The sequence below is a fragment of the Mucilaginibacter terrenus genome (genome assembly GCF_003432065.1).
Classification (GTDB): domain Bacteria; phylum Bacteroidota; class Bacteroidia; order Sphingobacteriales; family Sphingobacteriaceae; genus Mucilaginibacter; species Mucilaginibacter terrenus.
In genome coordinates this window covers 72,815-95,170 of the sequence record NZ_QWDE01000002.1, presented here as the reverse complement: position 1 = coordinate 95,170, position 22,356 = coordinate 72,815, and the positions used below count along the sequence as shown (strand labels likewise).

Annotated in this window: 18 protein-coding genes; 3 read left to right on the top strand and 15 right to left on the bottom strand. The window is 45.8% G+C overall.

Going from position 1 to position 22,356, the window contains the following annotated elements:
- The first annotated feature begins 67 nt into the window (after window positions 1–67).
- Entirely contained in the window at window positions 68–1,279 is a 1,212-nt protein-coding gene (locus DYU05_RS10990) for a glycosyltransferase (protein WP_117383100.1), read from the top strand.
- Here DYU05_RS10990 and DYU05_RS10985 read toward each other — a convergent pair.
- The 9 genes from DYU05_RS10985 to DYU05_RS10945 all read right to left on the bottom strand — a co-directional run bounded on the left by DYU05_RS10985 (window position 1,270) and on the right by DYU05_RS10945 (window position 11,704).
- Window positions 1,270–2,118: a transglutaminase-like domain-containing protein gene (locus tag DYU05_RS10985; RefSeq protein WP_117383099.1), complete on the bottom strand. Its 849-nt coding sequence runs from the start codon at window positions 2,116–2,118 to the stop codon at window positions 1,270–1,272. The two genes, DYU05_RS10990 and DYU05_RS10985, sit on opposite strands and share 10 nt — an antisense overlap.
- Window positions 2,108–2,845 carry a peptidase gene (locus tag DYU05_RS10980; protein ID WP_117383972.1) on the bottom strand — a complete coding sequence of 246 codons (738 nt, stop codon included), beginning with the start codon at window positions 2,843–2,845 and terminating at the stop codon, window positions 2,108–2,110. The genes DYU05_RS10985 and DYU05_RS10980 overlap by 11 nt, the downstream gene beginning before the upstream one ends.
- Window positions 2,846–2,864: 19 nt before the next feature.
- Window positions 2,865–3,842, bottom strand: coding sequence for a transglutaminase family protein (locus tag DYU05_RS10975; RefSeq protein WP_117383098.1), 978 nt, complete (start codon window positions 3,840–3,842; stop codon window positions 2,865–2,867).
- 20 nt (window positions 3,843–3,862) lie between these two features.
- Window positions 3,863–4,798 carry an alpha-E domain-containing protein gene (locus DYU05_RS10970; RefSeq protein ID WP_117383097.1) on the bottom strand — a complete coding sequence of 312 codons (936 nt, stop codon included), beginning with the start codon at window positions 4,796–4,798 and terminating at the stop codon, window positions 3,863–3,865.
- 137 nt (window positions 4,799–4,935) lie between these two features.
- A complete protein-coding gene (locus tag DYU05_RS10965) occupies window positions 4,936–6,390 on the bottom strand; it encodes a circularly permuted type 2 ATP-grasp protein (RefSeq protein WP_117383096.1) in 1,455 nt (484 codons plus the stop codon).
- A 456-nt stretch (window positions 6,391–6,846) separates the two neighbouring features.
- Window positions 6,847–8,505: a response regulator gene (locus tag DYU05_RS10960; RefSeq protein WP_117383095.1), complete on the bottom strand. Its 1,659-nt coding sequence runs from the start codon at window positions 8,503–8,505 to the stop codon at window positions 6,847–6,849.
- A 15-nt stretch (window positions 8,506–8,520) separates the two neighbouring features.
- Window positions 8,521–9,921, bottom strand: a complete 1,401-nt coding sequence (locus tag DYU05_RS10955; RefSeq protein WP_117383094.1) for a sensor histidine kinase — start codon at window positions 9,919–9,921, stop codon at window positions 8,521–8,523.
- On the bottom strand, window positions 9,918–10,394 hold the full coding sequence (locus DYU05_RS10950) for a group II truncated hemoglobin (RefSeq protein WP_117383971.1): 477 nt from the start codon (window positions 10,392–10,394) through the stop codon (window positions 9,918–9,920). The genes DYU05_RS10955 and DYU05_RS10950 overlap by 4 nt, the downstream gene beginning before the upstream one ends.
- Window positions 10,395–10,741: 347 nt before the next feature.
- Window positions 10,742–11,704, bottom strand: a complete 963-nt coding sequence (locus tag DYU05_RS10945; protein WP_117383093.1) for a hypothetical protein — start codon at window positions 11,702–11,704, stop codon at window positions 10,742–10,744.
- Between the two features lie 705 nt (window positions 11,705–12,409).
- Between DYU05_RS10945 and DYU05_RS10935 the strand changes: the two genes are divergently transcribed.
- Entirely contained in the window at window positions 12,410–12,865 is a 456-nt protein-coding gene (locus DYU05_RS10935) for a VOC family protein (protein ID WP_117383970.1), read from the top strand.
- A 10-nt stretch (window positions 12,866–12,875) separates the two neighbouring features.
- Complete coding sequence (locus tag DYU05_RS10930; protein ID WP_117383091.1) at window positions 12,876–13,244, top strand: iron chaperone; 369 nt, start codon at window positions 12,876–12,878, stop codon at window positions 13,242–13,244.
- A 253-nt stretch (window positions 13,245–13,497) separates the two neighbouring features.
- Here DYU05_RS10930 and DYU05_RS10925 read toward each other — a convergent pair whose 3' ends face one another.
- The 6 genes from DYU05_RS10925 to kdpB form a co-directional block, all read right to left on the bottom strand.
- On the bottom strand, window positions 13,498–15,459 hold the full coding sequence (locus tag DYU05_RS10925; RefSeq protein ID WP_117383090.1) for a beta-galactosidase trimerization domain-containing protein: 1,962 nt from the start codon (window positions 15,457–15,459) through the stop codon (window positions 13,498–13,500).
- Window positions 15,460–15,723: 264 nt separating this feature from the next.
- Window positions 15,724–17,478 carry a HAMP domain-containing sensor histidine kinase gene (locus DYU05_RS10920; RefSeq protein WP_117383089.1) on the bottom strand — a complete coding sequence of 585 codons (1,755 nt, stop codon included), beginning with the start codon at window positions 17,476–17,478 and terminating at the stop codon, window positions 15,724–15,726.
- Window positions 17,475–18,608, bottom strand: coding sequence for a sensor protein KdpD (locus tag DYU05_RS10915; protein ID WP_117383088.1), 1,134 nt, complete (start codon window positions 18,606–18,608; stop codon window positions 17,475–17,477). The genes DYU05_RS10920 and DYU05_RS10915 overlap by 4 nt, the downstream gene beginning before the upstream one ends.
- 5 nt (window positions 18,609–18,613) lie before the next feature.
- Complete coding sequence (locus DYU05_RS10910; RefSeq protein ID WP_117383087.1) at window positions 18,614–19,693, bottom strand: porin; 1,080 nt, start codon at window positions 19,691–19,693, stop codon at window positions 18,614–18,616.
- Between the two features lie 61 nt (window positions 19,694–19,754).
- Window positions 19,755–20,321 carry a K(+)-transporting ATPase subunit C gene (locus DYU05_RS10905; protein ID WP_117383086.1) on the bottom strand — a complete coding sequence of 189 codons (567 nt, stop codon included), beginning with the start codon at window positions 20,319–20,321 and terminating at the stop codon, window positions 19,755–19,757.
- A gap of 4 nt (window positions 20,322–20,325) precedes the next feature.
- A complete protein-coding gene (gene kdpB, locus DYU05_RS10900) occupies window positions 20,326–22,356 on the bottom strand; it encodes a potassium-transporting ATPase subunit KdpB (protein ID WP_165852057.1) in 2,031 nt (676 codons plus the stop codon).

Genomic DNA, 22,356 nt, shown 5'->3' with positions numbered 1-22,356 from the left:
GCTTGTAACTTCCCCTATCCAATTGTCGTTTAATCTCTATATTAGTAGTTTCTACAAATACCCAATCATGCTCCAAAATCGCAATATACTGTGCATATGTAACACCGAATGGCATGGTAACTATATTAAAGCAACTGTTGAGCTGATGAAAGTGCTTAGCACTACCAACAAGGTGCTTTTTGTAGAAAACCCTTATACCTATAAGGACGCGATAGTAGGTGTTAAAGCAAAAGAAAAGCTGGACTATATACAGGCTATGGGGCTTAAAAGCCGCATAACCAATATTGCTACCGAAGGTGGCGGTACGGTTTACCTTTTAACGCCGCCGCTGGTGGTACCGGTTAGCTTTTTGCCCCCCGGTAAGCTGCACAAATTTTTCTTGAACTATAATGGGTTGCTTATAAGGCGTACCATACGCAAGGCATTAAAACGGCTGAAAATGGAGGAGGACCTTATCAACATAGTATCCTTTAACCCGCCCTTGGGCGTGATGACCGGGCGCAGGTTTAACGAGAAAACGCTGATATACCACTGCTACGATGAGGTTAAGGGGGCAGGATCATGGCTGAGCAAGCATGGCGTTAAGCTGGAGCAGATTTTCATGAAAATGGTGGATGCCGTTATTGTGACCAGCAAAGGACTTTATGAAAGTAAAAAGGACTGGACAGAGCGCTGTTATATTGTAAATAATGCCGTAAAAGCATCGCTGTTCCGCCAGGGGTTTAACCCTGATGTAAACACGGATAAAAAGGTGGTTGGGTATGTTGGCAGTGTAGACGACCGGTTGGATTACGACATATTGCAACACCTGTTCACCCAAATGCCCGATGCTACTTTTACATTTGTTGGCCGCATTACCAGCGAAAGAGGTGAAGCTATCCTAAGAAAGTACCCTAACGTTAGGCTGGAAGGTGCAAAGTCGCCGGAGCAGCTGCCCGGCTATTCCAAAGAGTTTTCTGCAGGCATAATCCCATTTATTAAAGACGACTTTACCCGGGGCATTTACCCCATGAAGATAAACGAGTACCTCGCCGCCGGTTTACCGGTAGTAAGTACCGACTTTAGTGACCTGTCTGACTTTGAGGGCATTATCAAAGTAGCAGACAATAAGGAAGATTTTCTGCGTGATATTTTGGAAGAAATAAATACGGATACAACAGCCAAGCGACAATCGCGGCTGGACATTGCCGAGGGAAACACCTGGCAAAAACGTGCCGATGAAATGTCTGAAGTAATAGAGAAAGTAGAAGCTGAACTTGCTAGTAGCTATCAAAAGTAGGTGACACCGTCGCTCACGTGTCGGGTGTAATAAATAGGCTCAAACGGTGTTTCACCTGCATATTCGCTTGACACTTTAATGCTTTTAAACTCCACGTCGCCAAATATGCTGGCTATAGCAGCGTCGGCTGCGTCTCGCCCGTTGGCTATTTTCACCAGACCGTTCAATGGTGTTAGTCGCGTAGCATCAAATAGTACCCAATCGCCGCCCAAATATGCTTCAAAACAAGCATGGAAATCTGGTGGATACAGCTGGTAAGCATAACCCGTAAAATACCTTGCCGGGATAGTAAGCGCGCGGCACAACGCAATGCCCAGGTGTGCAAAATCGCGGCATACACCAGCTTGCTGGGTTACGGTATCATAAGCGGATGTTTCCGAATTGGTGAAGCCGCTTAGATATTCCACGTTTTTGTGGATCCAGTCTGTTATTGCAAAAACCTGTTCAAATGGTGTGTGAATGTGACCAAAGGTGTTGCTTGCCAGGCGGTACAACTTGTCTGACTGGCAGTAGCGGCTTGGGTTAAGGTAAGTAAGCACCGATGGGTGAAATTGCGCCACCGGTATTTCGGGCATATTAGAGTGGTTTCTTACCTCGTAGTAATTGTCCACCAGGGCATGATAACTCACAGCGATTGGCCCCGGTTGCTGTATATCCAACCTAACGAAGCGGTTTTCGCCATGTATTGGCGGGAGTTCTTCAGAGTTAATATGCGGATCTAGGACAAGGCTCTCTTCTATTATGTTTTGCCGGTCTGTCCGTAATGCATTTATGTTCAATATCAGCGTGCTTGGCGCTTTTACGTTATAAGCTAACTCTGCCGATACTTTAAACTTCATTTGTATTTACGGGTAATTTATCAAAAGCTTTGTCCATCCATTCGCCCGGGATATTCATCAGGGCATTTTTTAGTTCTTCGTCCCACTGGGCAGATATTTCGGCCATCTCCTTTTCGGTAAAACGCTGTTCTACCAACTCAAAGGTGCCTTTTTTGTAGAGTGCCACATCTATAGGGAAGTCTACATTATTGCTGCTTACGCGCGTACTGTCGAATGATAGGAAGCCAGCTTTAAGTGCCAGCCGCATATCCGAATCTTCATTTACCACACGGTTTAGAATAGCCTTACCATGCCCGGAATTACCGATAATGACAAACGGGGCGCCCAGCCCTAACTCTACCCAATTCCCTTCCGGGTAAAGCAGGAACAGCTTGTGTTCTTCATCATCCTTTAGCTGCCCGCCGATTATGGTGTTGAGGTCGAACTTAAAGCCTGCTTTTTCAAGAGTGGGCCTGTCTTCCTCGGCAACCCGGCGTACCTGCTGGCCAAAAGCATTAACGGCCTGGTACAATTTGGTGAACTCCTCCGTCTCCAGCAATTCGTCAAAGTAAACAATAGCCTTGTCCCGTACCGATCGCAAACCACTGGTCATGATAAAAAGCGAATGGTTCTTCTTTTGAACAATGGTGATCTTTTTTTTAATTGTAGTATCGGTGCCGGTGGTAATACGGGTATCTGCCAGAGCTACGAGGCCCTGTTTAACCTTAATTCCTAAACAGTAGGTCATTGTGCTATATTTAGTTCCGTTACTGCTGCTGCTGTTGTTGCTGCTGCTGTATAATTTCCATATACCGTTCGTAGCTGTTGCGCGGTGCAACATGGTCGGTTTTTGGAAACGTTGAAACGGTAAATATATCTTTTTCCTGTGGAATGTGTTCCTCTTCGTACCCTACCGAAACTGAAACATCCAGTATGTGCCTTGCCGAACCTTTGTAAACACCCTTCACCGGCGAGCAGTCGCTAAAGTTGCGGCCTACTGCCAGGCGCACGTGCATTTCGTTGGCAATGCAGTTGTTTGTAGGGTCCAGGCCCAGCCAGCCATAACCGGGTAAGTACGCTTCGGCCCAGGCGTGTGTTGCGCCGGTGCCGCGCATGCCGTCGCGGTTGGGGCATATGTAACCGCTAACATATCGTGCAGGAATGCCCACCAGCCGCAGCATTACCATCAGGATATGGGCAAAGTCCTGGCATACGCCGGCCTTTATTTTCCATATCTCGTCAAGCGTGGTTTCTACTGTAGTTACCCCCTTTATGTATTCAAAGTTCCTGAAAACGTACTCCATAAAGGTTAATGCTGCCCTGTAGGGCGTGTCGTTGGCATTACGTTCGCCGTTTACTATCGGGGTAAGTTCGCTCAGGCCTTCAAAGTACTCCTGTTTAAGAAAGTCTATGTAGGGCACAATATGCCTCAGATTGAATAGCTCGTCCCACTGGGTGACTGCTGCAACATCGTCTAGCGGTAATGGGCGGGGATGTGTATTTACGGATACCTGTGAGTTGATCACCAGCAGGTTATGTGGTTCTGTATAAGTGAAGCTGCCTACCTCATTGCCATAATAGTCAATATACGTATCTACAAGGGGGTGGCCGGTGATGCTCAAATCGTGCTTTAAAACCTCCTGGTAGAGATCTGCTATCGGGAACAGGATGATCTTATTGGCACTGTCGCGTACAAAGTTATCGTACGAGTATTTAGTTATGTGCTGTATTTTAAATTCGGGCATTTCAGATCAATTAGGGGTTATCATGAATTGGCGAAATAGTATTCGTTAAGGCAGTTGCCGATCTTGTACAGATCATCCCTGGCAATGGTCAGGAACTGGTGCAACCCTACCTGGCTGATGCTTTTTGCCGAACTATATTTGATATTGCTCTGCAGCTTGCCTATCTGGAACGAAATATCTCGGTAATCGTTCACATTGCTGTTGTTCTTGAGCCTGTCGAAATAGCGCTGTATGTTGTTTACCGAATAAATAACCGATCGCGGAAAGTCATTGTTCAGGATGATCTGCTCTATTACGTTCTGCGCTTCCAAGCCGTCGCGGTAGGTTTTCAGGTACAGCTCGTGCCCGCCTATGGAAAGGAGCAGGTGTTTCCAGTAGGTAATATCGGTAAGCAGGTCGGGGTTGGCATTGGTTGGCCCGTATTTAACGTCAAGAATATCTATCGACTGAATTGCCCTTTCCAGGTATTTGCCAATGTTCATGAAGCTGCGTGCCTGGCCCCGTTCCATGGTTATTTCTGCTGTGCCGTAGTAGAGCATCACCTGTTTAATAACAATATCCAGCACAGTTATAGGGTCGTCCTTTTGGAGCCTGTCGTTAAGCTTAGGGTCCTTTATGGTATGGTAATACTCATTAAGGCATTGCCAGAGATCCTTAGGGATATGCTCCTGTACGCTTCGGGCGTTCTCGCGGGCAAGGGTAATAATGTTCAGGATAGAGTTTTGATTTCCCCGGTCTGTCACCATGTATTTAAGAACGGCGCGGCTATCGTCATTTAGCTTTTCCTGCAGGCTTTCGTCATACCCTGAGAAAATGCGCAGCACAGGCTTCCAGCTAAAACCCTGCATGGAGTCCTGCGAAGAGTTATAGTTGATCTTCAGCATCCGCAGTATACCGTCGCTACGTTCAATGTACCTGCTTAGCCAGTAAAAGCTTGCGGCCACCCTGCTTAACATAAGCCAAACCCCCTAGCCCCCTGAAGGGGGAACTTTTTGTTTGTAACTATTATTTTTAATAACATGTGTCTTGTCTCTTGATTTTAAAAGTCCTGCTTCTAATTCCTGTTCCCCCTTAGGGGGTTAGGGGGTTGTAGCTAGGAGTTGTTTAACACCCAAGTATCTTTACTGCCGCCTCCCTGTGAGCTGTTTACCACCAGCGATCCTTCTGTCAGCGCTACGCGTGTAAGTCCGCCGGGTACAATCTCTATCCCATCCGGGCCGCAAAGGGCGTATGGGCGCAGGTCAATCCGGCGCGGCTGCAGTACTCCGCCGATATAACACGGCGCTGCCGACAGCGATATGGTAGGCTGCGCGATAAAACTGCGCGGGTCCTTTAATATTTCCTGCTTGTATTTATCTATTTCTTCCTCACTTGCGGCGTGACCCATCAGCATGCCGTAGCCACCACTTTCGTTGGTTTTTTTCACCACCATTTTGTTAATGTTGGCAAACACATGCTCGCGCTCATCTGCATTGCCAAGGCGATGGGTAGGCACGTTCTTTAATATAGGCTCTTCGTTAAGGTAATACCTTATCATTTCGGGTACGTAAATGTAAGTGGCCTTATCATCGGCTACGCCGTTGCCAATAGCATTTACAATGGCTACGTTACCCTTGCGATAAGCGCCCATTAACCCGGCTACACCGAGTACGCTTTGCGGATTAAACACCAAGGGATCTAAAAACTCATCATCCACCCGGCGGTAGATCACATCAACCTGTTGCAGGCCGGTTGTGGTTTTCATGTATACCTTATGGTTGTTCACCACCAGGTCACGGCCCTCTACCAGCTCTACGCCCATTAACCGGGCCAGGGTGGTGTGTTCAAAGTAGGCGGAGTTATATATACCCGGACTAAGCAGCACAATGGTAGGGTTGCTTATTTGCCTTGGCGATAGCGCCATAAGGTTCTTGTACAGGATTGCCGGGTACTCGGTAACGCTGCGAACACTGCAGTTAGGCAGCAGATCGGGGAAGAGGCGTTTGGTAATCTCCCGGTTCTCCAGCATGTAACTTACGCCCGATGGTGTGCGCAGATTATCTTCCAGTACATAAAAGGTGCCGTCGTGATCGCGGATCAGGTCTATACCCGCAATGTGCACGTAAATGTCATAAGGCACATCCAGCTGGTACATCTCGCGCAGGAAATGCGGACAGGAGTAAACAATGTCTATCGGCACTATGCCGTCTTTTACTATGAACTGGTTGTGGTAAATATCCTTAAGGAACAGGTTGAGTGCGGTAAGCCGCTGCTTTATGCCCCGTTCTACAAAGGCCCATTCGTCTGCAGTGATAATGCGCGGAATAATATCAAACGGAAATATCTTTTCGATACCCTCGCCGCTATTATAAACCGTAAAGGTAATACCCTGCGACATGAACAGCCGCTTAGCCAATTCTTCCTTTTTATTAAGATCCTCGGCAGATTCGCGCGCCAGGTATTCAATCACTTTCTGATAATGGTCGCGGACAATATGGTTTTCGTTATACATCTCGTCCCATACGCCGTTTATAAGGTTGTATTTTTCAAAATGTTGCGAACTGTACATAAAATACCTTGGTTTTTAGAGCATCTGAATAAATAAAATTAAATAGTGAACAGGTAATTGCAGCCAATTACATCATCAAACCCACTATTTTTTGGTAAATTATAAAAATAATTGCTCATCTGCTACAATTTTTGCAGTAAAGTTGAGCAAAGGAGTAGCAAAAATGATGGAAATGCCGCCCGGATAAATAAAAAAGCAGCTACCCACAGGATAGCTGCCGTTTCGGGAATTTAAATAAGAGAGGTTCGGCTATATAATATGGTTGCAGAATGCCGCATAGTGTGGCATTCAAGTAAAGGCGTTTTGCGCTTTGTAGCTAATACGTATAAAGTAGATGGATGGTTGCGTTAAAGAGGATTTTTAAGCCATGTGCTGCTGCAAAATAAAGAGGTGTGTTAACCTTGCGGCTAACACACCCGGCCCCTCTCAAGAGGGGAAATAACAAATATCCCTTCGTTATATCTCGTTTAAATACTTGTGCACAAAACTAATGGCCATAGATCCTTCGCCTACGGCGGAAGCTACGCGGTTCATGGCACCGGCACGTACATCACCGGCGGCAAATATGCCCGGGATGCTGGTCTCCAGCAGGTATGGGTCGCGGTTGTTGTGCCATATCTTGTCAAAATCAACACAGCTGTTCAGGTCGCGGCCGGTCTCTACAAAACCTTTGTCGTTTTTAATGATGTTTTTGCAAAGCCAGTCGGTATAAGGGCGAGCGCCTATGAAAATATAAAGCGCGTCCGCATCAACGGTCTGGGTCTCGTTGTTATCCAGATTTTCTATTACCAGTTGTTGCAGCCTGGTCTCTCCTTTGGCCTCCTTTATTTCGCTGCAAGGCATCAGCGTAATGTTGCTTACACCGTCAATCTGGTCGATAAGGTATGAGGACATAGTAGCTGCAAGGCTTTCTTTACGTATCAGGATGAAAACCTGCCTGGCGAATTTAGACAGGTACATAGCCGCCTGGCCAGCGGAGTTACCGCCCCCAACAATGTACACGTTGGCGTCTTTGCAGGATGCGGCCTCCGTCATGGCTGCGCCGTAGTAAATGCCGGCACCGGTAAATTTTTCTATACCGGGCGTGGTGAGCTGCCGGTAGTCTACCCCGGTGGTGATCACTATGCTTTTAGTGGTCACTTCGGTGCCGTCTTCCAATACCAGTATTTTATACTGGTCTTTGGTCTTGATCTCTTTTACCGATTGCGGCGAAATAATATCTGTACCAAAACGGGTGCTTTGGGTAATGGCCCTGCGGGTTAGGTCGGCGCCGCTTAAGCCAGCCGGGAACCCCAGGTAATTCTCAATCCGCGAGCTGGTACCCGCCTGTCCGCCCGGTGCTTTGCGCTCAATCAGCAAGGTTTTTAATCCTTCGGACGAGCCGTAAACCGAGGCAGCAAGCCCTGCCGGCCCTGCACCTATGATCACAACATCGTACAGCTCGTTCTTAACAGCGGGGTTAAGGCCTATGCGTGCGGCAATGTCTCTCACGGCAGGAGCCTTTAACAAAGTGCCGTCGTCAAAAATAATAGCCGGGAGGTCCTTCGCTTCTATCTTGTTTATCTGCGTGAGCTTTTTTGCCTCTTCAGCATTGGCATCCAGCCACTGGAAGGGAACCAAATTGCCGGAGAGAAACTCTTTGATCTCGTGCGACTTTGGCGAGAAAGAGTAGCCAATAACCTTTATTCCCTTAAAGTTAGGCCGGTAATTACCGCGCCAGTCTTCCAGCATATCCGTAAGTATGGGGTATAGCTTTTCTTCGGGCGGGTCCCACGGCTTGGTCAAATAGTAATCGAGCCGAACGTCGTTTATGGCTTTTATAGCCGCATCGGTATCGGCATACGCGGTAAGCAGCACACGCTTGGCATTGGGAAAATAGTTCATGGCGCGGCACAAAAACTCTATGCCCTCCATCTCGGGCATGCGCTGGTCCGACACGAACATGGCCACCACTTCGCCCTTGTTCTTCAGCTCTAACAAGCCTTCAAGCGCCTCTTTAGCAGAGGTGGTGCTGAGTATGCGGTAATCTTTACGGTACTGGTTCCTGAGGTCGCGTGTTATTGCCCGCAGTACCTGCGGGTCGTCGTCAATTGCAAATATGAAAGGTTGATCCATGTGTATTTTTAATTTTTACTCGCCCGATATCGGGAAACAAACAATAAACTCCGTACTGCCCGGTACAGAGTGCAGCTTTACCGAGCCGTTGTGCTGGCGCACTATGCGCATTACTACGTCAAGCCCAAGGCCGGTACCTTTGCCCATATCCTTAGTAGTAAAGAACGGGTCGAATATTTGGGACTGTATCTCCAGCGGAACGCCCGGGCCACTGTCTTTTATGGTTACCTGTACAAATTGCCTGTCCTGGTGTGTGGTGATCTCCAGGGTACCGCCTCCATTTGCTTCCATTGCGTCGGCAGCGTTATCAATAATGTTGGTCCATACCTGGTTTAGTTCGCCGGCCATTGCTTTTACCTGCGGTATGTCAAGATCAAAGTTCTCCACTACAGTAACCTTAGCTTTTTTTAGCTTATAATCCAACATGGTAAGCGTATTGCGCAAGCCACTGTGTATGTCCAAAGGCTGCTTATCGGTAGCCCTGTCCATGTGGGTAAAGTTTTTTACCGCGGTTACCAGCTGCGATACCCGTTGTGATGATTCCTTTATGTCGCTGATCATTTTTGTTGCCACCAGGTAGTTGTTCACCCACTCCAGCACCACAGGTAGTTGCGGCGACGGGGTGCAGGCGTTCATGTGGTCAAGGTCCTCCGGTTTAAAGTCAAAGTCCACCATGTTCTCTGCAAAGTCGCAGTCGGTTATCTCATGGTCATCCAGCCAGTCGTTCAGGTCATCCTCATGTGCCGCCCGGGTCATCATGCTGAGTACCGGACGGTCTTTCTGATGTGCGCGGGTGTGCAGCAGCTGGTTAATGCCATCTACCTTCTCGGGCGGAATATTAAGTTGTACGATGGATTTAAACAGCTCAGGCAGGCGCTCTATCTGGTCCTCAAGTGCGGCAGCCCCTCTGGTAATAGCTGCCGCTGGGTTGTTAAGCTCGTGCGCCAAACCTGCGGATAGCTTGCCTAAGGCAAACATCTTTTCGTTTTGCTGCTGCTGCGAGGTAAAATCGCGTACGCGGGTAGTCATGATGTGTACCAGCGCTTCGGTAAGTTCATAGTGCTCGCGGGCTGCAGCTTTGATTTTTTCACTTGGGATAACCAGCACCCGGGCTTTTTTAATGCATTGCCCATAACCCGGCGTTTTAAGGGCCCGCGAGAAAGGAAGGTACCCGGTAATGGCCTGCTCTTTAAATACAGCAACCTCGCGCAGCTTTCCGTTTTGCGATACGCAAAGGCGAATGCGGCCTTCAAGTATAATGCTGGTTTTATCTACAGCTTCGCCTGCCTCAAACATGCGTTCGCCTTCTTCCAGCAGGCGTACATTGCCATTGTCTATCAGCCATTGCAGCTGATTATCCGGCACGCCTTCCAGCAGCGGGATGGCTTTAAGTTCTTCCAGTTTTACGTCGGTCATTGTTCGGGTATATACGGGCCGCCCGGTACACCCCATCCCCACTTGGGCATAGGTGCATCCTGCTGCAGCGGATTGTCTGTTAAATTAGAATTAATAACGGCTATGCGGCTGCCCCACTCCAGGTACGCCACCAGTGCCGACCGGAACTCCGGGTCATCAGCCAGTTTCAGCTCGTCGGCGCTTTGCAGCAGCAGGTGTATCCAGCGCTGGCGCTGCTCTTCGGTAAGCAGTTTGCCAATGTGGTGCGCTACCATTTTGGCGTGGCTGCCCTCGTCATGTTTGGTGTACAGTTCCGGCCCGCCAAAAACCTCGCCTATAAAGTGGGCAACGTGTTTGGTGTGCTCGGCAGACATGTTGCGGAACACCGGCAGCAGCAGTTCATCGGCCAATACCTTCTCGTAAAAGAGCTTGGTAAGATCTTCCAGAACCTGGTTGCCGCCCGCCCAATCGTACAAGGTGGGAGTGTTTTTCATAGCAGGATAAATTACTACAGCCTTGTTTAGCCAATAGTTTTTACAAGGAACAGTGATAATCAAAGGTAATAAAACTAGAAGCATATCACAGTCTATGCAGCTGAGGTAAATTTTTATCAGCGGGGGTTAGAGGGGGAACTGCCGGCGTGCGGCGGGCGTAACCCCGTTTGAGTAATAAACAACCTTATTGCGGATGCTACTGTGTTGCAGAGGTGTGGAATACTTTGCGAAAAGAGGTAGGTATAACGATGCACGTTAGTCGCGTGGGTGCGTCGGCAGCAATAGATATTTTGACGTCTGCTTACCTACCACAAGCGGTAGGCTTGCAACATAAAGGGTTAATTGAACTATTCAGTTACGTACTTAAACAATGTATGTGGTTTAATTGACTTTAAACTTTGCAACAATAAAGGAAACCGATCAAACACGCTAACTAAAAAAATCATTCCTTGATTATTACTGACTTGCATATTCAAGTCAGATGACTTAAATATTTTGCTACAAGCCCCAGGGTTGTAATTTTGAAGAAAGTAGAACAATAACGTACGTTCCCCCGATGAAAGACCTTTGTAATATTTCTTTATTCCCTCCACATTTATAGACAGCATATCATCATGGACATTCCAGTAATCATCAAATTTCATAATAGGAGATCCGAATAAATAACCCCAAACCTTTTTAACGCAATTAAGAATAGTGTAAGAGTTATATTTTAACGCCAACTCAGCCCGAAATTTTTCAAGGATTTCTAGTGTGTTTGCTATAGTTTCAAGTACATAGGTCGGCTTCACTCTCATATATTTTCCTTTGTTGCGCACATCTCCACCAGCCGTTCTTATATACTTTAAATCGACTTTGAGGTTGTTATGGATTAAAGCGTTTCTACGGGCTTTTTTTTCACGAAGCGTTTTATTAAATAGCGGTGCTAAATTCGGTATATCTAGTAACAAGCAATATTTTTCAATCAATTGCCCACTGTTTTCGTAACTGCTATCAGCTAAATACTCTCTGATTAAGAAGGCGGTTAGTTCGTAGCTAAAATCAGCCCCTAATAATTCTTCCTTGTATTTTTCAAAATCGACTTTTATTTTGGGAAGTTTCTCCGGAAACGCAAACAAATAGCGCTCAACACATTCGGTTATAGCACCTTCAAACAATGCTAGCACGTACGCAAAAGTTCCCTTGTTTATAAAATCCGCAGGTGGTGTATTATTCTGATAATGAATTTCAATATCGTGCAATTCTTTTATCGCCTCAGAAATCGGCTCGATTAAATCATCATAGATTAACAAATTAGGTTTTTTCAGCATAGCATTTGAGTGTTGTTGGCCCTCTCACACCTGAGCAAATTAAACATTTTTTGGCCAAGTCCCTGCATATGTGTTGGCTTGCACTATTATCCTCGAATATCAATTAACGCTATTCGAGGGTGGTAGATTGGCCGATTACGACAGACTTAAATCTGTAGACCCAAAAGGGTTCGGGGTTTCGACTCCCTCGTGCTGGCGCGAGCTTGTAGCTCGTGCCGCTTACTGATCAATGGCAGTCGCGTAAATAACAGGGCTCGACACAACTGCCGCAGGAGTAGCGCTTGCACTTGTGCCAAGCCTCGCCTACAATACCGCAAACGTTCCGCCTCCTTCCAATTTACCCCACCACCATTTTTACCCTCCCCCGTCCCCGATTTGCCTGCCTGGTAAGTCGCGTGAATTTTCGGCGGGGTGATGCCCGCCCCCAAGTTTTAAAAAACAGGCAAAAAACACGTTTTTAAAAAATTTTACTTTATGTACCCCCGGCGGAGCTTAACGGTGTTTTTAGCTGTACAAAAAAGTGTGGTTTTTGCAGATTTTGGATCATGATTTTGGCACCACTTTTTCAAAAGTTAAAAATCGGGACAATTAAAATCATTTGAACGGATGTCTCGTTTGGCCCTTTGAATGGTCGCAATAACACCTTGTTAATTGGTTTAATTGAAGGTAGATTTGATGTATTATAAACCCGATAATAAACCCATTATGCAAAAGATAAGCACCTTTTTATGGTTCAATGGCAACGGCCAGGAAGCACTCGACTTGTATGTTTCAATTTTTAAAAATGCTGAGATAAAGCAAGTTAGCAAACATGGAGGACAGCTTTTCAGCGCTACAATAGAGTTGGAAGGCACCGAGTTCATGATCCTGAACTGGCAGGGAGAGTACCAGTTTAGCCCGGCCATATCACTGTTTGTAAAGTGCAGAGATCAGGAAGAAGTTGATGAGATATGGAACAAAATGCTTGATAATGAGGCAAAACCGATGCAATGCGGATGGATAACCGACAAGTTTGGGGTATCGTGGCAGATCATCCCGGATGCGCTCGGCCGCCTCATGAATGACCCCGACCCGGCTAAGGCACAGCGGGTTATGCAAGCCATGATGAAAATGGTAAAGATAGATGTAGCTGGTTTAGAAGAAGCTTATAACAACGGATAAGTAGCCTGCCATGCTTAAACCAAAGGACGTTAAAGACTATTTCTTGAGCTATCCTGAAGCTACGCAACATGCTATGAATCAGGTTAAAGCTGTAATTTACAAGGTGGTGCCAGAGGCCGAGGAGAGCATTAGCTACGGCATACCCACGTATAAATATAGAGGCTTGCTGGCCCACTTCGGCGGGTATGACAAGCACATAGGCTTTTACCCGGGAGCGAAAGCCATAGAGGTGTTCAAGGACGAGATATCCGGATACAAGAATGCAAAGGGTTCGGTGCAGTTCCCTTTAGACCAGCCTATGCCGCTGGACCTGATAGAGCGAATGGTAAGGTTCCGACTGGAAGAGAACACGGCCAACATTAAAGCTAAAAAGGAGTAAAAAGCCTGGCTGAAGTGTTTCACTGCGAAGTGTTTCGCTTATAGGTTGCAGAAGCAGATAAATTGCTTAAGCTCTTAATTAATAATGTTTTACGAGCTATATCTAAATAATTGCTACTGTTTCGGGGTGTTTCGGCCTAAAGTGTAAGTTACTGTTAGTCAGCAGTATAGTTATATAGATTGTTTCGGGTGTTTCACTTTTCCCGGGCGAAACACCCGAAACGGTTTTGATCTAATGTCCTACTGTTGACAGGCTATTCCCACCGGATAACCATGCTTTCGCCGGCATCTATACTGATGTGTGTATCGCCAATCTTACCACCTTTATTAGCGTAAAGCACGTTCGCTTGTTTGGATGGATTCTTAATCACCAGGTTGAATTCTCTCCGTTCTGCGGAGTTATTAATGATTACAGTTACGGTATCCTGCTGGTAGCTTAGTGATTTCATTAACATTCCGGGCTGCGGCTCCTCAAACATCACCGGTACAGATGGCAGCGAACGCAACTGCAAAGCATTGTCTAAAAACTGTGTAAGCGAATGGTAATCTCCTGATATCCTGCTTGCTAAACCAACAAGTGACGGGATCCACCAGGTGGTTCCTCTGCCAAGCTGATTCTTCACAGCTGTTGGTTTTTCCCTTTCAGAGGCAATTAATGTGCCTGTAGTGGCTTTTAGCTCCCCTGTCCACATGTATGTTGGTAAGGTGATGCCGTTTACCTTAATCTCCCCTTGCTTATCTATTGCCTTGTATTCCAGCACATCAGCTCCCAGTAATGTTCTTAGCGGGAAGTCGAGGCGCATGGTGCCTACAGCATTTTCATCATAGTAACCTGTCAAGCCATCTGCAACTAAGGTGCCGCCCTTTTCTACAAAGCGCTGCAGTAATGGCCAGTATTTAGATGGTATAGAGATCTGGTGCGCAAGTATGATGCTTTTGTTTGAGTAATCTTCGAGGTCGAAATCAAACTCGCGGATTTCCTTAAAGTTGACCTGCAGGCCGGCTTCACTTAACGCTTCAAAATAAGCCAGCGCCGATTTCATTACGCCGCCTTCGTCCCGGCCTTCATAGCTTTTTCCGCCCATTTGGAGCGTCTTCTCTATCCAAAGTGATTCTCGTGTGTAGATAACATTTATACCGGATTCTATTTCCCTGGCATTGTTAAAGAACTGGCTATCCTGGTTAACTACATCTATAACGCTTTTAGCTGCTTCGAGCCTGTTTGATGGCTCGTTATGGTAGTTGAGCATGGCCCACTCCCCGGCTTCTATACCTGAGGACCTTGGATTTAAACACCAGAAGATAGCCCCTTTGCTTTCGGTAGCTACAGCCAGCCAAAGCCATTGCGCTATTTCTTCTGCTGTTGGGCACATCGCCAGAAAGCCGCTGTAAGTGTTGTTTCCCCCTTGCAGCTCCGTCATGAACCAGGGGATATCTCCCGCACCTGAACGGATGATCTCACAATTTGCCGCAACTGCGAGTGCATATTGCTGCCGGGTAAAATATTCGAAATGCCAGCTGGCATGTGCAGAGCCACCCAAACTGGTGAGAAAACTCCGCCATGCCGGAAAGTCGTATTCGGCAACATTCTTAAAGATAGCGTGGTTATTTACATGTATAACACTACCGGGGTCATACCTATGTATCTCATCCGTTAGCCATTGTAAGAACCAGGTATTATAGTACAGGTGAAAGCGTTCGTCTGCAAAGTTAAAACGGTCGTAACCGCCACTGTTATAACCTATAGCAGCTTGCGCCTGCTTCCATTCCGCATATTTATCTGTTGCAAATTGCTCCTTTGGAAAATGGCCCACGCCTGGTTCGTTAACCGGTACCCAGCCATAGCAAGAAGAGAAGTCTTTAAAATGAGTAACAACATTCTCTATATAGCGTGCGATGCTCTGGAGGTGATCCGCATCCTTAGGGAATTTTAAACCGCCAAGATCTGTAAAGGATGTAGATGGAAATAAGTTACCATAAACCTTTATTCCGTACCTTTCAGCAGCGGTGTAAGCGGCGTCAAACAGTGTATAATTCCATGTTCCGTCAGGCCGGTGCATGTAGCTTTCAAACAACCGGATGCGGGTGACTGTCATACCTGCTTCTTTAAGGCATTTAAACCATAGGTCTATTTCCTCAAAGGTTTGGCCGGGCTCAATAAATATCTCTGCCCCGAACATTATAGGAGTTGCTTGTTGCTTTGATGTATTTTGCATGTAATTACCGGCTTTAGAGACGTATAATTAACTTACATGTAGCAGAATGGTTTTATGTAGGGGTTAACAACATTTGGTAGCCGACGGAAGTAATCAAAAATTGAACGTTGACCCTAAGAATTGCGAATGGATATGGTATCAGGAACGTACTTACCATTTTGCACGGCACACCTTTTCGACCACGGTCACGTTAGCTAACGGGCTGTTTTTAGAAGCGTTTTTAAGATGCCGATGAGTAGCTAACCGGCGAGTACGTCGGTATCTTCAAATAGATTGACTCCTAGGTAAACTAAATCCAAAAGTACTGCCTTCTCCTATGGCACTTTTAACCCAAATATGGCCGTTCTGCGCCTCAATAAAGTCTTTAGAAATGGCCAGGCCGAGCCCAGACCCTGACTTGTTCTGACCATCCGTAGGCACCTGAAAGTACCGGTCAAACAATCGCTTTTGATATTGTTCATCAATGCCCTTGCCGGTGTCTTTTACAGAAAATTCTACCTCGTTGCCCTTGTTGAGGACGCTAATAATCACTTTAGATTTTTCGGCGCTATACCTTAGCGCATTAGATAAAAAGTTGACCAATACCCAGGCGGTTTTCTCAACGTCGGTAGTGACCTGGGATAAGTTGGCGTCGTGTGCGACCTCCAGTGTTACGCCTTTTTGTTCCGCCTGGAACTTTACAGCGGCGACCGCATACTCAACAATCTCCAGTGGTTTTACCGGCACAAAGTTAAGCTGGATGTTACCCGTCTCTACTTGTGAAAGTTCCAGCAGTTCGCTTGTGATCTTCAGCAGGCGGTTATTGTCTTCGTTAATGTGATCTATCAGTTGTTGTTGTTCAGAATTTACCTGGCCTACCCTGGTGTCATTAAGCAACTTAAGGCTCATCTTGATGGATGATATCGGCGTTTTTAATTCATGCGATATGGTGGCTATGAAGTTTGTTTTAGCCTCGTCACGCTCTTTAAACTCCGTAATATTTCGGAGGATATATACCTTTCCTGCAGGCCTGCTCGCTATGCGTAAGCTTTCTTTGGACTGATCAATATTAGGCACGATAATATCGCTGCTTTGCAGGCGAAAGAACATCTCGCGCCCGTCTATAACAATTTTAAAGGACCCTATAGCAGAATCATCCTTGAGTACAGAACGCAGCAGATCGTTACTATTTATTATGGCTGAAGCGTTCTTGCCAACGATTTTGTCGTCGTTGATGTTTAATGTTTTACGTGCAGCATCGTTTATAAAAAGCACGTCCTGCTTTTCATTTAACCCGAAAATAGCATCCTGCATTTGCTCTATAATTGCTTCAATCCGGCGTTTTTCTGACAGGATTGTAGCCAGGTTGCTGTTTTCCCAGTCATTTAGCTTGGTGGCCATTTGGTTAAAGGCGCTTGCTACTTCGGCAAATTCGTCCTGATGTTCAAAATTCAAGCGCTTTTTATAATTTCCTTCCCCAATCTCCCGGATACCTTCCAGCAGTTGGCGTAATGGGTTAGCTATGAATCCGGGGAAGTTGATGCTGAAACTAAACAGCACCAGAAAGGTAAATGAGCCGATTAAACTGAGCAGAAAAGTAGCCCGGCTAATAGCATGGCGAGCATTAGCGTCCTTGCGTACAATGGCATTCATGTTTAGCAACTCTATCGAGGATAGTTCATCTCTTACCTGGCGGGCACCAATTAGATTCTCAGTAGTTGCAGGAGCCTCAGCAAGTTTAATGAAGGCGGCGCGAAGCCGTTTTGTTATGGTAGCTTCCCCCGGTTCCGTTACATTTGCTTCCTGCCTGGATAAGTAGCGGTTGAAATCAGCCTTCGCTTTTTCGCTCAAGGGAAGTTCATTTTTATCCAGCACATTGCGCATCTCTCTTGCAAAGCTTAACGATTCGTAATTATCCTTTAGGATTACTTTAGAATTCTCCGAAATATCGCGAATGTAAAAGAGTGCTGTTGCACCAAAAAACAGTACTACAATAAATAAAAAGCCGAAGCCTAGCCGGAGTTTAGTTTTAACTTTCATGATAGTATTACCAGGTCGGTTTCTGTTGCTGCAATTTTGTTGAGCAACTGGTTAAAGATAGCTGTTCTGAGTATCACCTGGAACAGATTGAGGTGCGGCTTACCAATGCAAATGGTGGTTACCTCACGCTCTTCGGCTACGCGCATGATGGTTTGGGTGATATCGTCACTTTTAAGTTTAATCACTTCTGCACCCAACTCCGTTGCCAGTTTAAAGTTATTTATGAGGAAGCGCTGCTTGTCTAGCTTTATCTTGTCCAAACTTTCGCTGCTGCTCTGCACGTAAAGTACTATCCATGGCGAGCGGTAATAAGACGCCAACCGGGCGGTTTTGCGTATAACGGTTTTCGCAGTATCAGCGTTTGACGATATGCACGCGAGGAATTTCTCAGGTCGTAATTTAATCTGCTTTGGAAGCTCTACATCTATTTTCCGCTCCAGATGATGTGCGACTTCTTTCAATGCAATTTCGCGCAGTTGCAGTATTTTATCGCTCCGGAAAAAGTTTTGAAGAGCGGTTTGCACTTTCGCCTTGTCGTAAATTTTACCTGCTTTAAGCCGGTCTATTAACTCATCTGCGGTAAGGTCGATATTAACAATCTCATCCGCTGTTTCAAGCACTTTATCAGGCACCCGTTCGGTAATAGAAATGCCTGTTATTTCTTCAATATCCTGGTTAAGGCTTTCAAGATGCTGAATATTTACCGCGCTTATAACGCTGATGCCTGCCTTCAAAATGTCAAAAACATCCTGCCAGCGCTTGTCATTCTTGCTCCCTTCGATGTTCGTGTGGGCCAGTTCATCCACAATCACAACTTCAGGGTGTCGGTTCAGTATTGCTTGCAGATCCATTTCTGCTAACTCTTTGCCTTTGTAATAAGTTGTCCGTCGGGGTATTATGGGTAAACCTGCAAGTAATTCATGCGTTTCAGCACGATTGTGTGTTTCTATGTAAGCTATCTGAATATCAATGTTATTTTTAACGAGTGCATGAGCTTCTTGCAGCATGCGGTAAGTTTTACCTACACCGGCACTCATGCCAATGTAAATCTTAAACTTACCGCGCCGGCTTTTTTTTACCAGTTCAATAAAGTCCTTTACGGAGGTATCCTTATGCTGCTCTTCTTTCATGCCGGTTAAAATGATACTGCAAAACTTGCCGTAATCAGGGGATTGGTGCTAATTGGGTTGCCAAAACGTCTAAACACATCATCTTTGCTATCATAAACTTTCCCTTCTAAACGAATTACTGCATTGGAAACCGGTGCATAGTCCAGGTTTAATGAATAGCCAGTCGTTTTGAATCCGTTAGGTGTTCCTGTTGCTATAAATACACCATTTTTATCCTGGTAATATTCTACCCTGCCGGCCAGGGCCCACTTGGTTGCTAACTGGTAACGCATTATCGCTACCGGCGAAATTACATGATAGTATTCGCTGCTGTTTTTACCTTGTTGCTGGGAACCATAATCAAAGCCCAATGTCAAGCCTAATGCTTTAGTTACCTGGAATATTCCATAAAAGTTATTATAAAAACGTTTTACCCCAACTGAGTCGGCACCTTCAACACCCAGGTAATTGCTGTAATTTAGAGTGATGTTATCTGATGGTTTATAACTCACCTGCAAGCCGCCTGCCGGTTTACTATTAGCGTCCTGTCGCTGAATACGCTGCCAGCCATTTAAGTATAAACCCGATAACGTTACTTTTCCATCATTGGTAATATAAGTCAGTTTTGCACCAGCTTCATAGTAGGGCGTATTATCAGAGGCTATGTTACGGGTTAGTACCCAACAATCTTTTGACACCGCGCTCTCGAAACCTATATGCGATGAGAAAATGCCTGCATCAAGCCAAAGGTTGGCCGACTTAGACAGCTTTACACCGGCATTAGCTTCAAAAACATTCTTTAAAACGCCTGGTTCTGCTGCGAGGTTGGCATTGGTGTAAGTTCCTGCCATTAGCGCCACATTAGCACGTATTAAGCCGTTATCGTAATTAGCTTTAACGAAGCCCAGGTTTAGATTCACCTCATTATGGCGGTTGTGCGAATAAACAAAGCTAGGGCGGGCATTGCTTACCGGGCGGTTAAAGTCAAAGCCGTAATAAATTTCCGCATAACCACTGATGGTTAGATTACTTGTTTTGACGCTGTCTTGTGCCTTTAATGTTATAGCAGCCAACAAGATTGCTGCACTGAATAGAATTTTTTTCATGTTCTTATTAATTCCCTACAGCATTTGCTGTAGGGGTGATATATAGGTAGAATAAGGGTCTTTATTTTTTAAGCGCATCAAGCGCAACGTTCAATTTTAATACGTTTACTACCGCGGGGCCAAACATTCCCAGCAAGGGAGTTTCAGTATGTTGAGATACCAGGTCTGTTACTTTTTGAACAGATAGCCCACGGTTGCTAGCTACCCTTTTGATTTGAATCCGTGCAGCTTCTGGCGAAATATCAGGATCAAGGCCACTGCCTGAAGCAGTAACCATTTCCGCTGGGATATCGCTCCTTTTCAAATAAGGATGATACTTGAGTAAGGTGTCGATGCGATTATTCACATCTTTCAGGTAATCGGGATTAGTGGGGCCTTTATTAGAGCCTGCAGAACCTGCGGCGTTGTAGCCAACTGCCGATGGTCTTCCCCAAAAGTATTCTGGTTTAGTAAAGTTTTGGCCTACATTGGCATAACCCACTACTTTACCGTTGACGGTGATGGTTTCGCCGTCGCCTTTTCCTTTGGACATTTTGCCTGCAAAGGTTATTAGTACAGGATAAACCACGCAGAGCAGCACGATGAGTACCAGTGTTAGGCGTATTGATTTTACAAGATCTGTTTTCATTGTATTAGAATATTAAGGAGATAACCAGGTCTATAAGTTTTATGCCGATAAACGGCGCTACAACACCACCAAGACCATAAATAAGCAGGTTGCGGCGTAGCAAAGCGCTGGCTCCTATGGGTTTGTATTCAACACCTTTAAGCGCAAGCGGTATAAGTATGGGGATGATAATCGCGTTAAATATTACGGCGGATAGTATTGCGCTTTCCGGGCTATGCAGGTGCATAATGTTAATACTTTGCAGTGCTGGGATAGACGCGATAAATAAAGCCGGAACAATGGCAAAATACTTTGCTACGTCGTTAGCAATAGAAAAGGTTGTAAGCGTTCCCCGGGTGATGAGCAATTGTTTGCCAATCTCTACCACTTCAATAAGTTTGGTAGGGTCATTGTCGAGATCAACCATATTGCCGGCTTCTTTTGCAGCCTGGGTACCACTGTTCATGGCTACGCCCACATCTGCTTGTGCAAGGGCGGGAGCATCGTTAGTGCCATCACCCATCATAGCTACAAGACGGCCACTTAGCTGCTCCTGCTTTATGTAGTTCATCTTGTCTTCAGGCTTAGCTTCAGCAATAAAATCATCTACACCGGCTTTTTCGGCTATGAATTTTGCTGTAAGCGGATTATCGCCGGTAACCATCACTGTTTTAATACCCATTTTGCGCAGGCGTTCAAACCGTTCGGCAATACCAGGTTTTATAATGTCCTGCAACTCTATTGTTCCGAGAATACTTTCGTTTTGAGCAACTACTAATGGAGTGCCACCATTGGATGCGATTGCTTTTACCCGGTCCTGAACTTCGTCCGGAAATTTATTGCCCGCTGAAGTAGATAACTTTAACATTGAATCGAAAGCGCCTTTGCGTATACGAATGCCATCCGGAGTATTGATCCCGCTTGATCGGGTTTCTGCCGTAAAGTTGATGAATTCTGCTCCTGCAGGTGCTACATTGGGGATACGCGTAGTGCTTTGTTGTGCTAGTTCAATAATAGATTTACCCTCCGGTGTTTCATCAGCTAATGAGGATAATACAGCCGCTTTCACCAGATCTTCGGGCAATATGCCGGGAGCAGGCCAAAATTGTGTTGCCTTACGGTTTCCTATGGTAATAGTGCCGGTTTTATCAAGCAATAATACGTCTATATCGCCTGCAGTCTCAACGGCTTTACCAGATTTGGTTATAACGTTTGCGCGCAGTGCTCTGTCCATTCCCGCTATACCAATGGCTGATAAAAGGCCACCGATAGTAGTAGGGATTAAACAAACGAAGAGCGAGATTAGCGCAGCTATAGTAATAGGGGTGTTGGCATAGTCGGCAAAAGGCTTTAAGGTTACACAAACGATAATAAAGATGAGTGTGAAACTTGCCAGCAAAATAGTAAGTGCTATTTCGTTGGGCGTTTTCTGGCGGGATGCACCTTCTACCAGCGCAATCATTTTATCTAAAAAACTTTCCCCTGGCTGTGTGGTAACTACTACCTTTATTTTGTCGGATAAAACTTTTGTGCCGCCGGTTACGGATGACTTGTCACCTCCTGCTTCGCGGATAACCGGAGCTGACTCACCGGTGATTGCCGATTCATCAATGGTTGCTAAACCTTCAACAATCTCACCGTCAGTAGGTATTGTATCGCCTGCTTCGCAAATAAAAACTTCGCCTTTCTGCAGCGTACTTGACGAACGCTGTTCAACTGTACCATCTTTTAGTACCACATTAGCAGGGGTTTCTTCACGGGTTTTACGGAGGCTGTCTGCTTGTGCTTTACCACGTGCCTCTGCAATAGCTTCTGCAAAGTTGGCAAACAACAACGTAAGCAGGAGTACCACAAATATTACTACGTTATAGGCAAATGACCCCTGGCCGTTGTGCGCAAAGCTGTAAAAGCACATGTACAGCATAATGAGTGTACCAATCTCCACGGTGAACATCACCGGGTTACGCATCATTACCTTAGGGTTCAACTTTATAACCGACTCCTTCAAAGCGCTTTGCACTAAAGCCGGTTCAAATAATTTATTTTGAGTTTTCAT

What these genes read in the sequence shown, in the direction of transcription:
- DYU05_RS10990 (WP_117383100.1), top strand. Translation starts at nt 68, where the DNA reads ATGCTCCAAAATCGCAATATACTGTGCATATGTAACACCGAATGGCAT.
- DYU05_RS10985 (WP_117383099.1), bottom strand. Translation starts at nt 2,118, where the DNA reads ATGAAGTTTAAAGTATCGGCAGAGTTAGCTTATAACGTAAAAGCGCCA.
- DYU05_RS10980 (WP_117383972.1), bottom strand. Translation starts at nt 2,845, where the DNA reads ATGACCTACTGTTTAGGAATTAAGGTTAAACAGGGCCTCGTAGCTCTG.
- DYU05_RS10975 (WP_117383098.1), bottom strand. Translation starts at nt 3,842, where the DNA reads ATGCCCGAATTTAAAATACAGCACATAACTAAATACTCGTACGATAAC.
- DYU05_RS10970 (WP_117383097.1), bottom strand. Translation starts at nt 4,798, where the DNA reads ATGTTAAGCAGGGTGGCCGCAAGCTTTTACTGGCTAAGCAGGTACATT.
- DYU05_RS10965 (WP_117383096.1), bottom strand. Translation starts at nt 6,390, where the DNA reads ATGTACAGTTCGCAACATTTTGAAAAATACAACCTTATAAACGGCGTA.
- DYU05_RS10960 (WP_117383095.1), bottom strand. Translation starts at nt 8,505, where the DNA reads ATGGATCAACCTTTCATATTTGCAATTGACGACGACCCGCAGGTACTG.
- DYU05_RS10955 (WP_117383094.1), bottom strand. Translation starts at nt 9,921, where the DNA reads ATGACCGACGTAAAACTGGAAGAACTTAAAGCCATCCCGCTGCTGGAA.
- DYU05_RS10950 (WP_117383971.1), bottom strand. Translation starts at nt 10,394, where the DNA reads ATGAAAAACACTCCCACCTTGTACGATTGGGCGGGCGGCAACCAGGTT.
- DYU05_RS10945 (WP_117383093.1), bottom strand. Translation starts at nt 11,704, where the DNA reads ATGCTGAAAAAACCTAATTTGTTAATCTATGATGATTTAATCGAGCCG.
- DYU05_RS10935 (WP_117383970.1), top strand. Translation starts at nt 12,410, where the DNA reads ATGCAAAAGATAAGCACCTTTTTATGGTTCAATGGCAACGGCCAGGAA.
- DYU05_RS10930 (WP_117383091.1), top strand. Translation starts at nt 12,876, where the DNA reads ATGCTTAAACCAAAGGACGTTAAAGACTATTTCTTGAGCTATCCTGAA.
- DYU05_RS10925 (WP_117383090.1), bottom strand. Translation starts at nt 15,459, where the DNA reads ATGCAAAATACATCAAAGCAACAAGCAACTCCTATAATGTTCGGGGCA.
- DYU05_RS10920 (WP_117383089.1), bottom strand. Translation starts at nt 17,478, where the DNA reads ATGAAAGTTAAAACTAAACTCCGGCTAGGCTTCGGCTTTTTATTTATT.
- DYU05_RS10915 (WP_117383088.1), bottom strand. Translation starts at nt 18,608, where the DNA reads ATGAAAGAAGAGCAGCATAAGGATACCTCCGTAAAGGACTTTATTGAA.
- DYU05_RS10910 (WP_117383087.1), bottom strand. Translation starts at nt 19,693, where the DNA reads ATGAAAAAAATTCTATTCAGTGCAGCAATCTTGTTGGCTGCTATAACA.
- DYU05_RS10905 (WP_117383086.1), bottom strand. Translation starts at nt 20,321, where the DNA reads ATGAAAACAGATCTTGTAAAATCAATACGCCTAACACTGGTACTCATC.
- kdpB (WP_165852057.1), bottom strand. Translation starts at nt 22,356, where the DNA reads ATGAAAACTCAAAATAAATTATTTGAACCGGCTTTAGTGCAAAGCGCT.